The sequence below is a fragment of the Variovorax sp. J22P240 genome, assembly GCF_030316855.1.
Classification (GTDB): domain Bacteria; phylum Pseudomonadota; class Gammaproteobacteria; order Burkholderiales; family Burkholderiaceae_C; genus Variovorax.
Genome location: NZ_JASZYR010000003.1, coordinates 486,454 through 499,521 on the forward strand (window position 1 = coordinate 486,454; position 13,068 = coordinate 499,521).

At 65.9% G+C, this 13,068-nt stretch carries 10 protein-coding genes; 8 read left to right on the forward strand and 2 right to left on the reverse strand.

All coding sequences use genetic code 11. The annotated features are described in order from the left end of the window. Positions 1-34: 34 nt before the first annotated feature. The 7 genes from QTI24_RS12275 (at position 35) to QTI24_RS12305 (ending at position 10,148) form a co-directional block, all read left to right on the forward strand. Positions 35-2,332 carry a DUF6351 family protein gene (locus QTI24_RS12275; RefSeq protein WP_286600711.1) on the forward strand — a complete coding sequence of 766 codons (2,298 nt, stop codon included), beginning with the start codon at positions 35-37 and terminating at the stop codon, positions 2,330-2,332. Positions 2,333-2,449: 117 nt separating this feature from the next. Further along, positions 2,450-4,264 carry an FAD-dependent oxidoreductase gene (locus QTI24_RS12280; RefSeq protein ID WP_286600712.1) on the forward strand — a complete coding sequence of 605 codons (1,815 nt, stop codon included), beginning with the start codon at positions 2,450-2,452 and terminating at the stop codon, positions 4,262-4,264. Further along, positions 4,261-6,087 carry a 2-oxoacid:acceptor oxidoreductase subunit alpha gene (locus QTI24_RS12285; protein ID WP_286600713.1) on the forward strand — a complete coding sequence of 609 codons (1,827 nt, stop codon included), beginning with the start codon at positions 4,261-4,263 and terminating at the stop codon, positions 6,085-6,087. Before QTI24_RS12280 ends, QTI24_RS12285 begins: the two co-directional genes overlap by 4 nt. Continuing rightward, positions 6,084-7,139 (forward strand): 2-oxoacid:ferredoxin oxidoreductase subunit beta, encoded by a 1,056-nt coding sequence (locus tag QTI24_RS12290; protein ID WP_286600715.1) that lies wholly within the window; start codon positions 6,084-6,086, stop codon positions 7,137-7,139. Before QTI24_RS12285 ends, QTI24_RS12290 begins: the two co-directional genes overlap by 4 nt. A gap of 44 nt (positions 7,140-7,183) precedes the next feature. Then, positions 7,184-7,621, forward strand: a complete 438-nt coding sequence (locus tag QTI24_RS12295; RefSeq protein ID WP_286600716.1) for a CBS domain-containing protein — start codon at positions 7,184-7,186, stop codon at positions 7,619-7,621. A 233-nt stretch (positions 7,622-7,854) separates the two neighbouring features. Beyond that, positions 7,855-9,696: a pectate lyase gene (locus tag QTI24_RS12300; protein ID WP_286600718.1), complete on the forward strand. Its 1,842-nt coding sequence runs from the start codon at positions 7,855-7,857 to the stop codon at positions 9,694-9,696. A 137-nt stretch (positions 9,697-9,833) separates the two neighbouring features. Then, the gene (locus tag QTI24_RS12305) at positions 9,834-10,148 is read left to right on the forward strand and encodes an NIPSNAP family protein (RefSeq protein ID WP_286600719.1); all 315 of its coding nucleotides are present in this window, start codon (positions 9,834-9,836) and stop codon (positions 10,146-10,148) included. Between the two features lie 20 nt (positions 10,149-10,168). On the opposite strand, the gene QTI24_RS12310 is transcribed toward QTI24_RS12305, so the two are convergent. Both QTI24_RS12310 and QTI24_RS12315 read right to left on the reverse strand, forming a co-directional pair. After that, positions 10,169-11,203, reverse strand: a complete 1,035-nt coding sequence (locus tag QTI24_RS12310; RefSeq protein ID WP_286600721.1) for a VWA domain-containing protein — start codon at positions 11,201-11,203, stop codon at positions 10,169-10,171. Between the two features lie 133 nt (positions 11,204-11,336). Beyond that, positions 11,337-12,284, reverse strand: coding sequence for a DMT family transporter (locus QTI24_RS12315; RefSeq protein WP_286600722.1), 948 nt, complete (start codon positions 12,282-12,284; stop codon positions 11,337-11,339). Positions 12,285-12,340: 56 nt separating this feature from the next. On the opposite strand from QTI24_RS12315, the gene QTI24_RS12320 reads away from it, so the two are divergent. After that, positions 12,341-12,898 (forward strand): bactofilin family protein, encoded by a 558-nt coding sequence (locus QTI24_RS12320; RefSeq protein WP_286600723.1) that lies wholly within the window; start codon positions 12,341-12,343, stop codon positions 12,896-12,898. The last annotated feature ends 170 nt before the right edge of the window (positions 12,899-13,068 follow it).

Consider the following 13,068-nt stretch of genomic DNA (forward strand, 5'->3'; position numbering starts at 1 on the left):
CCGCGAATCCAACGAATACAACGAGGAGGTATCGATGAACCCGAGACCTGGACCGGGCCTGCGGCAAGCCTTGCTGGCAACCTTGATGGCCAGCCTGCTGGCCGGTGGACTGGCATCCTGCGGCGGAGGCGGCAACGGAAGTGCCTTCATGGTCCCGCCGCCTGCCGCGGCAACGCCGCAGCCCCCGGCCACTGGAGGCGGCTCGACGAATCCCATCGACCCGATCGACCCGACCGGGCAGACCCCCGTCGAGTTGAAACTCACGACGCTTTCCAGTCGACCGGACCTGGTCAGCGGCGGCGACACGCTGGTCGAAGTCGAGGTGCCGAACGATCTCAAGGCGGCGGACGTGAAGGTGCTGAGCAACGGCAACGACGTCACGGCAATGCTCGAGGCCTCCACCGACGGCCGCAAGCTGCGAGGGCTGGTGTCCGGCCTCGCCGTGGGTGCGAACAAGCTGGTGGCGCAGGTGGGACCGGACAAGGCCTACGGCGAACTCGCGGTCACGAACCATCCGATCACCGGGCCGATGTTCTCGGGGCCGCAACTGTCGCCTTTCGAATGCCGCACCAGCGAGTCCGGCCTGGGCGCACCGCTGGATGCCAGCTGTTCCGTCAACACGCGCCTCGAGTGGTTCTACTTCACGTCTGCTGGTGTGCGCCAATCGTTGACCGATCCATTCGGCCCCCGCCCCGCGGACATCGCGAACGCGACGACCATCGACGGCAAGACGGTGCCCTTCATCGTCCGCGTGGAGTCCGGCACCATCAATCGCTCGATCTACCGCATCGCCGTGCTCGACGATCCCGCCGTCCCGGGGCAGTTGAACAGTGCGGGCTGGAACCGGCGTGTCGTGTTCCGCTTCGGCGAATCGACGGCAGCCCAGTACAACCAGGGCTCCAATTCGGTGACCGACGCCTTCAAGAGCGATGCGGTCGACCAGCAGAGCATCAAGGCGCTGGAGCGAGGCTTTGCCTACGTCGTCTCGACGCTGAACATCAACAAGGTGAACGTCAACGACGTGGTCGCGGCCGAGACCGCAACCATGATTCGCGAACACATCGCCAAGACCTACGGCGTGCCGCGCTGGATGGTCGGCATGGGCGGATCGGGCGGTGCCATCCAGCAGATGCTGATCGCGCAGAACTACCCTGGCATCCTCGACGGGATCATGCCCGACGCGGCCTTTCCGGACGTGTTCGGCACGGCGATGGCGGTGTCCGACTGCCGCCTGCTGAACCGCTACTTCGCCGCCAATCCCGCGTCGTCCGGCGCGCGCAAGGCATTCGAAGGCCACATGAACACCGTCTGCGCCAACTGGGATGCGGGCAACGGCAATGCCATCCTGGCCACCAACGGGGCGGTGTCGCCGGCCTGCGGCCTGAACGACAGCAGCAAGGTCTACAACACGCTCACCAACCCTGCCGGCGCGCGCTGCACGGTGTATGACATCAACGTCAACAGCCTGGGGCGCGATCCGGCCACCGGCTTCGTGCGCAGGCCGCTCGACAACGTGGGCGTGCAATACGGGTTGGACGGGCTCAGGAAAGGCCTGATCACCGCCACGCAGTTCCTGGACCTGAACGAGAACATCGGCGGCTACGACGCGGACGGCAACATCGTGAAGCCCCAGCGCACGGTGGCGGACGCCGAAGGGTTGACCCGCGCCTACGAACTGGGCCGCATCGGCTCCGGCAGCGGCGGCCTGGCGACCGTGCCGATCCTCAGCGTGCATCCCTACGCCGAGCCGGGTGGCGATATCCATACGATCTACAACGACATCAAGATCCGCGAGCAGCTCATGAAGGCCAACGGCCGCGCGGACAACCAGGTGATCTGGTTGTTTCCGAATCCACAGCTGGCACAGGTAATCGGCAAGCCTGCGCAGGTCCTGCCGCTGTCGCTGCTTCTCAGAGACCTGATGCTCACCCGTCTCACGCTGATGACGACCTGGCTCGACGGCATCACGGCCGATCCCGCGGCGCTCACGGCCGACAAGGTGGCGCTCTACAAGCCGGCCGATGCGGTCGATTCGTGCTGGGACGTCAACGACGGCACGCGCTACAAGGAGGTCGCCACGCTGAACGGCAGCGGTATGTGCAACACGCTCTATCCGAAGACACCGGCGCCGCGCATGGTGGCGGGCGGCCCGGCAAGCGACGACGTGCTCAAGTGCCAGCTCAAGCCGCTGGACGATGCGGACTATGCGCCGGTGGTCCTCACGGGGCCGGAGAAACTGCGCCTGCAAGGCATCTTCGCCCAGGGTGTCTGCGATTTCGGCAAGCCCGGAGTGGGGCAAGCGAAGCTGAAGGGAACCTGGCTCAAATACTGACGACGGGGCGCTGCGGGATTCCACCAAGGAATTGATGCGCCCTGGGCGGCGCATACTGGCGGCAGACCCGCGATTGCCCTTCCCCCGGGGCAGCGGGCAGCAGCCAGGAGACAAGCCTTGCAGCGAACCGACATCGCCAACCCGGCCTACTTCCACAAGGTCGTGGATTGCCAGTACGCCTGTCCGGCGCACACCCCTGTTCCCGAATACATCCGCTTGATCGCGCAACGCCGCTACGGCGATGCGTACATGGTCAACTGGGTCTCCAATGTCTTCCCCGGCATCCTCGGGCGCACCTGCGACCGGCCTTGCGAACCGGCCTGCCGTCGCGGGCGTGTCGAGGAAAGTAATGCGAAAGACCCCGAGCCGGTGGCGATCTGTCGGCTCAAGCGCGTGGCGGCCGACATGAAGGAGGACGTGCGTTCGCGCATGCCGACGGTCGCGCCGAAGAACGGCAAGCGCATCGTCTGCGTGGGCGCGGGGCCGGCCTCGCTCACCGTCGCGCGCGACCTTGCGCCGCTGGGCTACGAAGTGACGGTGTTCGATGGCGAGGCCAAGGCCGGTGGCTTCATCCGCACGCAAATCCCACGCTTCCGGCTGCCCGAGTCGGTGATCGACGAGGAGACGGGCTACATCCTCGACCTGGGCGTGGCGTTCCGCGGCGGCGAGCGCATCGACTCGATGAAGGCGCTGATGGCGCAGGGCTGGGACGCGATCTTCGTCGGCTGCGGCGCGCCGCGCGGTCGCGATCTCGACGTGCCCGGCCGGGAGGAAGCGGCTGACAGCATCCACATCGGCATCGACTGGCTCAACTCCGTGTCGTTCGGTCACGTCACCAGCATCGGCCGGCGCGTGATCGTGCTGGGCGGCGGCAATACCGCGATGGATTGCTGCCGCTCGGCGCGACGTCTCGGCGGCACCGACGTGAAGGTGATCGTGCGCAGCGGCTTCGAGGAGATGAAGGCCTCGCCCTGGGAGAAGGAGGACGCCCAGCATGAGGGCATCCCGATCATCAACTTCCATGTGCCGAAGGCCTTCGTGCACGAGGACGGCAAGCTGAAGGGCATGCGCTTCGAGATCGTCCGCGCGGAGTACGACGCGCAGGGCCGCCGTACGCTGGTGCCCACCGGTGAGCCGGAGGCCTTCTTCGAGTGCGATGAAGTGCTGGTGGCCGTGGGCCAGGAGAACGCCTTCCCATGGATCGAGCGCGACTGCGGCATCGACTTCGACAAGTGGGGCTTGCCCAAGCTTGACGAGAACACCTTCCAGGCCACGGTGCCCAACGTGTTTTTCGGCGGCGATGCGGCCTTCGGCCCCAAGAACATCATCACGGCCGTGGCCCATGGGCACGAGGCCGCTGTCTCCATCGACCAGTTGCTGAATGACGAGCCGGTCCATGTCCGTCCTCCGCCGATGACCAACCTGGTGTCGCAGAAGATGGGCATCCACGAGTGGAGCTACGACAACGACACCTCCAACGATCTGCGCTACAAGGTGCCCTGGGCCAAGGCCGAGAAGGCGCTGGCCAGCATCCGCGTGGAAGTCGAACTGGGCTTCGATGCCGCCACCGCCTTCAAGGAAGCCGAGCGCTGCCTGAACTGCGATGTGCAGACCGTGTTCACCGAGACCGCCTGCATCGAATGCGACGCGTGCGTGGACATCTGCCCGATGGACTGCATCACCTTTACCGACAACGGCAACGAAGCGGAGCTGCGCGGACGATTGAAGGCGCCGGCGCTCAATCTGGCGCAAGACCTGTACGTGTCCGGCGGCCTCAAGACCGGCCGCGTGATGGTCAAGGACGAGGACGTCTGCCTGCACTGCGGCCTGTGCGCCGAGCGCTGCCCGACGGGAGCCTGGGACATGCAGAAGTTCCTGCTGAAGATGACGCCGGCAGGGGCCACGCGCATTGAAGAGGAGGTGCCGGCATGAGTGCGGCTCCGCGAATCGAAGCGGTCAACGATTTCGTCATCAAGTTCGCCAACGTCAACGGCTCGGGTTCGGCCTCGGCCAACGAGCTGTTCGCCAAGGCGATCCTGCGCATGGGCGTGCCAGTGAGCCCGCGCAACATCTTCCCGAGCAACATCCAGGGCTTGCCGACCTGGTACGAGGTGCGCGTGACCGAGAAGGGCCACCTGGGCCGGCGCGGCGGCACCGACATGATGGTCGCGATGAACCCGCAGACCTGGGATGCCGACGTGGCCGAGCTGGAGCCTGGCGGCTACCTGTTCTACGACAGCACGCGGCCGCTGCCGCCGTCGAAGTTCCGCGACGACATCCGCGTCATCGGCATGCCGCTGACCGAGATCTGCAACGCGGTCTATCACGACCCGCGCCAGCGGCAGCTCTTCAAGAACATCGTCTACGTGGGCGCGCTGGCGATCTTGTTGGGCATCGAGCCGGAAGTGGTCGAGAAGCTCTTCGGCGAGCAGTACAAGGGCAAGGAGAAGCTGCTGGCTTCCAATGTGCAGGCGCTGAACCTGGGGTGCGACTTCGCCCGTGAGAACCTGCGTGAGCCGGTGGGCCTGCGGGTGCGGCGCGCCAACAGGGTCGGCGACAGGATCTTCGTCGATGGCAACAGCGCCGTCGCGCTGGGGTGTGTGTACGGCGGCGCGACGGTCGCGGCCTGGTACCCGATCACGCCGTCTTCGTCTGTCGCGGAGGCCTTCCAGCGGTACTGCGCGAAGTTCCGGGTCGACCCGTCCACCGGCCAGAACCGCTTCGCCATCGTGCAGGCCGAAGACGAACTCGCCTCGATCGGCATGGTGGTCGGGGCAGGGTGGAACGGCGCACGCGCCTTCACGCCGACTTCGGGGCCGGGCATCTCGCTGATGAGCGAGTTCATCGGGCTGGCCTACTTCGCGGAGATCCCCGTCACGCTCGTCAACGTGCAGCGCGGCGGGCCGTCCACAGGCATGCCGACGCGCACGCAGCAGGCCGACATCCTCTCCTGTGCCTACGCCTCGCACGGCGACACCAAGCACGTGCTGCTCTTCCCCGAAGACCCGTACGAATGCTTCGAGCACGCAGCGGCGGCGCTGGATCTGGCCGATCGCTTGCAGACGCCGGTGTTCCTGATGACCGACCTCGACATCGGCATGAACCAGCGTCTGTGCAAGCCCTTCGCGTGGGACGATGGCAATGTCTACGATCGAGGCAAGGTCATGACCGCCGAGGAACTGGAGGCCGGCCGCGACTTCGGCCGATACAAGGACGTCGACGGCGACGGCATCCCCTGGCGCACGCTGCCGGGCACGCATCCGACCAAGGGCAGTTTCTTCACGCGCGGCACCACGCGCGACGCCTATGCCCGCTATTCGGAGCGCGGCCCCGACTACATCTACAACATGGAGCGGCTGCTGAAGAAGTTCGCGACCGCGGCCACGCTGGTGCCGCAGCCGGTGTTGCGGCTCGCTGCCGAGAAGACCGACCTTGGCGTGATCTATTTCGGATCGACCAGCCCGTCCATGCACGAGGCGCTGGAGGCGCTGGAAGAGAGTGGCATCCATCTCGACGCGCTGCGGCTGCGCGCCTTTCCGTTCCCGGACAGCGTGGTGCGGTTCCTGGCGCAGCACACGCAGGTGTTCGTGGTCGAGCAGAACCGCGACGCCCAGATGCGCAGCCTGCTCGTCAACGAGCTGGGCATCGATCCGGCCCGGCTGGTGCCGGTGCTGCATTTCGACGGCACCCCCATCACGGCACGCTTCATCGCCGACGCCATCAACCGCGTCATCGAGACCAAGGAACCCGCATGACCTATCTCGCGAAGCCCCGGCTGCGCCATCCGACCCTGGCCACCAACAAGGTCGGCTACACGCGTCGCGACTACGAGGGCAAGATCTCCACGCTGTGCGCCGGCTGCGGCCACGACTCCATCTCCGCCGCCATCATCGAGGCCTGCTGGGAGCTGGACATCGAGCCGCACCGCGTCGCCAAGCTCTCGGGCATCGGTTGCAGCTCCAAGACGCCGGACTACTTCCTCGGCGCCTCGCACGGCTTCAACACCGTGCATGGCCGCATGCCCAGCGTGCTGACCGGCGCGAACCTCGCCAACCGCGACCTGCTGTATCTCGGCGTCTCGGGCGATGGCGATTCGGCTTCCATCGGCCTGGGCCAGTTCGCCCACGCCATGCGGCGCGGCGTGCGCATGGCCTACATCGTCGAGAACAATGGCGTCTATGGGCTGACCAAGGGCCAGTTCTCCGCCACTGCCGACCAAGGCTCCAAGAGCAAGAAGGGCGTCGTCAACACCGACAGCCCCGTCGATCTCGTGGCGATGGCGCTGCAGCTCGGCGCGAGCTACGTCGGGCGCGGCTTCTCAGGCAACAAGGCGCAGTTGGTGCCGCTCATCAAAGGCGCGATCAGCCACGGCGGCTCCGCCTTCATCGACGTGATCAGCCCCTGCGTCGCGTTCAACAACCACCCCGGCAGCACCAAGAGCTACGACTACGTGCGCGAGCACAACGAGGCGGTCAGCCGCATCGACTTCATCAGCGGGCGCGAGGAAATCGCGGTGGACATGGCGCCGGGCGAAGTGCTGGACGTGCGCCAGCACGACGGCACCCTGCTGCGGCTGCGCAGCCTGCACCATGACTACAACCCCGGCGACCGCTACGCCGCCATGGCCCACATGCAGCGGCACCAGGAAATGGGCGAGGTGGTGACCGGACTGCTCTACGTCGACCCGCTGGCGACCGACCTGCACACGGCGCTCAACACCAGCGACCGGCCGCTCAATACGCTGAGTCCCGCGCAGCTGTGCCCCGGCGCCAAGGCCCTGGAGCGGCTCAACGACGCCTTGCGCTGAGGGCGGGCAAAGCGCACCATTGCCGATTCTTCGGGGGACGGACCATGGCCGAACGCACTGTTTTCCAGTCGATCTCGCGCAAGCATGTGACCAGCCTGGGCCCGCAGGCCAGCGTGCGCGATGCCGCGTGCGTGATGACGCGCGCCAACTGCGGCAGCGTGCTCATCATGGAACCGCCGGACATCCTGCTGGGCATCCTGACCGAGCGTGACCTGATGACTCGCGTGCTCGCGCGCGGCCTCGATCCCGAGCACACGACGACGCGCGAGGTCATGACGCCCAACCCGATCTGCGTGCCGCCGGAAACGCCGGTATCGGACGCCATCGTGCTGATGCTGGAGCGCGGCTTCCGGCATCTGCCGCTGCTGTCGGGCAAGAAGATCCTGGGCGTGTTCTCGGTGCGCGACGCGCTGCCGCGCGAACTCGGCGCGGCGCTCAGCCAGGCGGAGTTCAACGAGCAGGTGAACGACGTTCTGGGGTAGGGCGGTCGCCCGGCGGCCCTTCGCCGTTCTGACGACTGCTCCATGTAATTCATACGTTGTCATACAACAGGGTCGACCCCCGGGGTTACCCGTGTTTGCCAATTGATGGACTTGACCCTCTGGGAAGGCGTCTTCAATAATCGCCGCCCCACAGCCGTAAGACAACTGATGTTGTACGACATCTGATGACTGTGCCGGTGATTTTCAGACACTCAACCAGAAAAGGATTGCCCATGAAGCGCAGACAGTTCGCTCTTTCGGTCCTGTCCCCCGTCGCGCTGGTCGCCTGCGGCGGCGGCAGCGACAACCCCGTCTTCCTCCCCCCTGCTGCCGCTCCTGCGCCCGCGCCCGCGCCTGCCCCGGCACCGGGTCCCCAGGCCCCCGCCCTGGTGGCGCTCAAGAGCGCCACGAGCTACATGGACGAAGTCGTCTCCTACAAGGGCGGCTACGTGTGGTCGTATTCACCTGACCTCACGCAGACTTTCGGCGAGATGGAAGCCAAACGCACCATGCTCTGGCTGCAGCCGCCGGGCACCTCCTCCATCGGCCACATCTATCTCGACGCCTACCACGCGACCGGTGACGAGCGCTTCTACCAGGCGGCCGACCGCACCGCCAAGGCGGTCGCCTCCGCTCAGCACAGTTCGGGCGGCTGGAACTACATCTATGACTTCGCCGGCGAGGAGTCGCTGAAGCACTGGTATGACACCGTGGGCAAGAACGGCTGGCGCCTGGAAGAGTTCCAGCACTATTACGGCAACGCGACCTTCGACGACGCCACCACCGCAGTCGCCTCGCAGCTGATGCTGCGCATGTACCTGGAGAAGAAGGACCCGGTCTACCAGGCCGCCACCAACAACGCCATCAAGTTCATCACCGAAGCGCAGTTCGGTCCGCAGTTCGGCGTGGCCGACGGCGGCTGGCCGCAGCGCTTTCCGCACAACCCGAACGCGGTCAGCTCCATGCCTTTGCCCAACCCCACGCAGTTGCCTGCGGGTGCGCGTGCGGGCATGGAAGACAGCGACTACACGCTGCACGTGACCTTCAACGATGACGTCATGGGCGAGAACATCAAGTTCCTGACCCTGTGCGTGATGGCGCTGGGCCGCACGGACCTGGTGGCGAACATCACGCGGGCCATGGATTGCATGCAGCGGATGCAGTGGACCTCGCCGACGCAGCCCCTGCAGTCGGGCTGGAGCCTTCAGCACCTGTCGCGCGATACCAGTGGCCGCCCGGCCGGCGCTCCGGCAGGCGCGCGCTCCTACGAGCCGCGTTCGCTGGCCACGCACACTACGCAGACCAACATTCAGCAGCTCCTGGGCTACTTCCAGCTGACCGGCGACAAGAAGTACCTGTCGCAGCTGCAGAAGGCGATCGACTGGCTGAAGTCCCCCTCGATCCAGCTTCCCGCCAACGTCTCGACCCTCAACCCGCTGCTCGCCGGCCGCAACGTCGCGACCTTTATCGAGCTGGACACGAACGAGCCGCTCTACATCCACCGCTACGGCTCCAACATCAATAACGGCGCGTACTTCTTCGACAAGGACATCACCAACACCATCAGCCACTACTCGTCGGGCCGCTCGGTCGATCCCGCCGCGCTGCAAAAGCGCCTGGACGATTTCAATGCGATGACGCAGGCGCAGATCGATGCCATGGTTGCGAAGTCCCCGCTGAGAGCCACCACGGCCCGCGCCCTGCCGAAGTACTTCGCCGCGATTCGCGAAGTGGATTTCCCGGACCTGTTCGAAGGCGCCGTGATGAAGACGCCGGTGGTGCCCGAATCCGAAGTGCAGACGATCATCTCCGCGCTGGTGGACGGCAAGTACTGGACCGCGCCGGTGCCCGAGATCGTGAACCCGTATCGCGGCGACGGCCCGGCGACGCCGTACACCGGCACGGCCTATCGCAGCCGCCACGTGGGTGATGTGTACGACACCTCTCCGTACCCGGCCGATGTGCCGCCGGATATCGCCCCCTATGTGAAGCGCGACAAGCCGCAGTTCATCATCACGTCGAACTTCATCGCCCGGATGGGGCGGCTGATTTCGTTCGTCGGGCCGGTGGCCTGAGGCGGTGCGACGACCTGTGCCGCCGCTTTGCCAGGAGTGAGCGGCGCAGGTCGAAGCCCGCGCCGGCTTCCGATTGCCCCGCAAGCGTTCAAGTGCTTCAATGTCGGCTCTTGCTTGCTGCGACGAAGGAGACTTCCATGGCCTACGAAGCGCGATATGTCCTGCGACCCAACCCCGGAGCCGATCTCGGGACCGTCATCGAATCGTTGAAGGCGGGCGCGGCACTCTGGAAGAAGCATGGCGCGCCCAGCCCGCGGTTTTGGAGCGTGGCATCAGGCGAACTGGGCAGCTATGTTCTGACCGTGCAGTTCGAGAACGCGATGGAATACGCCAAGGTCACGGACCCGTTGTCGGCCGATCCCGAATTCCGCCGCTGGCAAGCGAACAACCTCCAGTCCGGAGCGTTCACGTGGGTGCGCAGCGACCTCATGCGCGAGATCGCTCTGCCGTAACGCGGAAAGCAGTGCTTCGCTCAGGCGATGCGCCCGAACCAGAGCAGCGACAGCGTGGCTGCCGCTGTCGCAATCAGGGCGGAAATCAGCGCCAGAACGCCGGTGAGCTCGGTTTCCCGCGTCAGCACCTGCAGACGCGAGCCCAGGTTTTGATAGACGCCGCGCAGCATCTCTGCCGTGCCCGCATGGTGGTACTCGCCGCCGGTCATGCGCGCCACTTCGCGCAGGGTCGGTTCGTCCAGCTGCATGTAGATGGCCATGCCCTCTGGCGTGGCAGCGTCGCCAGCCACTGTCCCCAGCCCGATCACGTAGATGCGAACGCCACGATCGGCCGCCATCTTCGCTGCTTCCAGGGTATCGACGCCGGTGGTGCGACGACCATCGCTCAGCAAAATGATCGCGGCCGAGTCGTAAGACCCCGGCGCCACCGGCGTGATCTGCTTCGGCGGCGCCTTGGCTTTCTCGTCCAGGCTGCGCCCGATGCGCATGCTGCCGAACGTCATGTCGCCGAGCTCAATGCCCTGCTCCGGAAACAGCTCAGCCAGACACAGCACGATCGCATTGCCCACCGCAGTCCCCATCTGCATCTGGAAGGCATCGATGCTTGCAACAAGGGAATCGCGATCCAGCGTCGCGCGTTGGGCGACATGGCTGCTGCCGGCAAATGTGACGAGCCCGACTTCAATGTTCTTGGGCAGCTCGCGCAGAAATGACTTTGCCGCATCCTGCGCGGCCACGATCCGGCTCGGTTTCACGTCCGTGACGCGCATGCTGAGCGACACGTCGATGGCCAGCATGATCGAGGACCGTGCCCAGGGCAGAGGCACTCGCGCCACGGGGCGAGCGGCCGCAATCAACAACCCCGAGCAGGCCAGCAGGAACAACGCCGGAGGCAGGTGACGCCGCCAGGCGTGGCCAGCGGCCGCGCGGACGACGCCAAGGCTGCTATAGCGCAAGGCCGTCTTGCTTCGACGGCGCAGCAGCCAGACATACGCCGCCGGCAATAGCAGCAAGCCTGGCAGGAGCCAGAGGAAGTCGGGCCAGAGGAAGAACATCGGCGGCGCGTTGCATTGATCCTGCAGCTCGGCAATGGCGCCGCAACCCCGGCAGGCGGGTGCAAGCGTGGGTCCGCGTTGCAGCAATATCGTGCCTGCGAAGGGCGCGTTCCGCAACCGGGGACCGAACGCGTCAGTGCTCCCGTGGGCGCAAGGATCTACGGGAGTCTGCGTTGATTTCCTGTTCCTTGATCTCCGGACGATCGGCGCGCACCGGCCACAGTACCGAGGCGATGGCCACCATCATGAGCACGACGGCGGTCCAGTCCTGCCAGTACACCGTCTCGCCCAGCCACAGCGCTCCGCTGAACACGCCGAGCACCGGGATCAGCATGACGCTCAGGGTGGAGGCGACCGGCGGCAGTCCGCGTGCGAGATAGAACCAGGCCGCGTGCGCAAAGCCGAAGATCAGCACGGCGTTGTAGGCGATCGCGGCCCAGGCGGCTTGGCCGGGGGGCTGCCATTGCGAGCGCTCGAATACCAGCGAGAGCAAGGTCATCACCACGGCGGTGAGCGCCGTCATCCAGAACGAGAGCGTGAGCGTGGGCAACGGGATGCGCGTGCGGCGCAGCAACTGCGTGCCCAGTGCCCAGGTGGCGGCGGCCACCAAGGCCAGCGCGACGAAGCCGGGGCGCCCTGCGAGATGGGTGAACTCGTGCCACAGCAGCAGCCCCACGCCGAGCGCGCATGAGCTCACGCCCAGCCAGCCGCGACGCGTGAGCATTGCCGAGAAGAGCACCGCGCCGATCACGGCCGAGAACACCGGCATCGTGTAGCCCAGGATCGCCGCACGGCCGCTGGACAGTGCCTTCACCGCCAGGATGATGCATGCGTGCCACACGAACATGTTGGTGGCCGCGAGCCAGAGCAATTCAGGCCAATGGCGCCGCGGCACCCGGAATGGCGTCTTCATCACCACCAGCGCCAGACCGAGGACGGGCAGGCCGAGCCACAGCGAGAGGGTGCGAAAGGCCAACGGCGGATAGTCGGCCACGCCCAGTTTCATCACCGGCCAGTTGAGGCCCCAGACCAGCGTGAGTGGAACGAGCAGGGCGATCTGGCGCAGCGAGAGGGTTTGCATGGGTGGGCATTGTGGCCTGCATGCCTACGATGGGCGCACTCTGAAGGAGACACGTCATGAGCACACAGTCGCCTTTCTTTGGCAAACGCGCACGCGATGCCGAAGCGGATTCCGGTATCGCTCGCCCGAGCGCCGAAGCGGAACCCCACATGGACTTCAATCCCTCGGCGGCGCAGGTGGCCAACGCGACACTGGCGGCGGCCATGGAAGGTGGCAGCAAGCTCATCGTCGGCCCGAACATCAAGCTCAAGGGCGTCGAGATCACCGACTGCGACACGCTCGAGGTCGAGGGGATGGTCGAGGCATCGATGGATGCCCGCGTGATGAAGATCGCCGAGCAAGGCGTCTTCAAGGGCTCGGCCCAGTTCGATCTCGTGACGATCCACGGCCAGTTCGATGGCAGCCTCACGGTGCGGCAAGTCCTCGTGATTCATGCGACCGGGAAGGTCACGGGCAAGGTTCGCTACAGCCGGCTCGTTGTCGAAGAGGGCGGGCAACTGTCGGGCGAGATCAGTGTCTACAGGGCACAGGAGAGCCCACGGTCGCCGCCTCCGGTACCTCCGCCGGCGGCCGTACAAGCACCAGCCGGGCCTTCGCCGGCACGACGCCCCTGAAGAAGTCCCTATCGATCGCGCCGCAAGAAGTTTCTTGAGGGAAACGAGACGACGCTGCTAGGCACCGCGGCGTGCGCCTTCGTACAGTCTGCGGCGCGACTAAAGGGAGTGCCTCATGTCGTCCTCGCCGGACATCCATCCCTCGGCAGGGTCGCCCGAGTATCACGGCG

What these genes read in the sequence shown, in the direction of transcription:
- QTI24_RS12275 (WP_286600711.1), top strand. Translation starts at nt 35, where the DNA reads ATGAACCCGAGACCTGGACCGGGCCTGCGGCAAGCCTTGCTGGCAACC.
- QTI24_RS12285 (WP_286600713.1), top strand. Translation starts at nt 4,261, where the DNA reads ATGAGTGCGGCTCCGCGAATCGAAGCGGTCAACGATTTCGTCATCAAG.
- QTI24_RS12290 (WP_286600715.1), top strand. Translation starts at nt 6,084, where the DNA reads ATGACCTATCTCGCGAAGCCCCGGCTGCGCCATCCGACCCTGGCCACC.
- QTI24_RS12295 (WP_286600716.1), top strand. Translation starts at nt 7,184, where the DNA reads ATGGCCGAACGCACTGTTTTCCAGTCGATCTCGCGCAAGCATGTGACC.
- QTI24_RS12300 (WP_286600718.1), top strand. Translation starts at nt 7,855, where the DNA reads ATGAAGCGCAGACAGTTCGCTCTTTCGGTCCTGTCCCCCGTCGCGCTG.
- QTI24_RS12305 (WP_286600719.1), top strand. Translation starts at nt 9,834, where the DNA reads ATGGCCTACGAAGCGCGATATGTCCTGCGACCCAACCCCGGAGCCGAT.
- QTI24_RS12310 (WP_286600721.1), bottom strand. Translation starts at nt 11,203, where the DNA reads ATGTTCTTCCTCTGGCCCGACTTCCTCTGGCTCCTGCCAGGCTTGCTG.
- QTI24_RS12315 (WP_286600722.1), bottom strand. Translation starts at nt 12,284, where the DNA reads ATGCAAACCCTCTCGCTGCGCCAGATCGCCCTGCTCGTTCCACTCACG.
- QTI24_RS12320 (WP_286600723.1), top strand. Translation starts at nt 12,341, where the DNA reads ATGAGCACACAGTCGCCTTTCTTTGGCAAACGCGCACGCGATGCCGAA.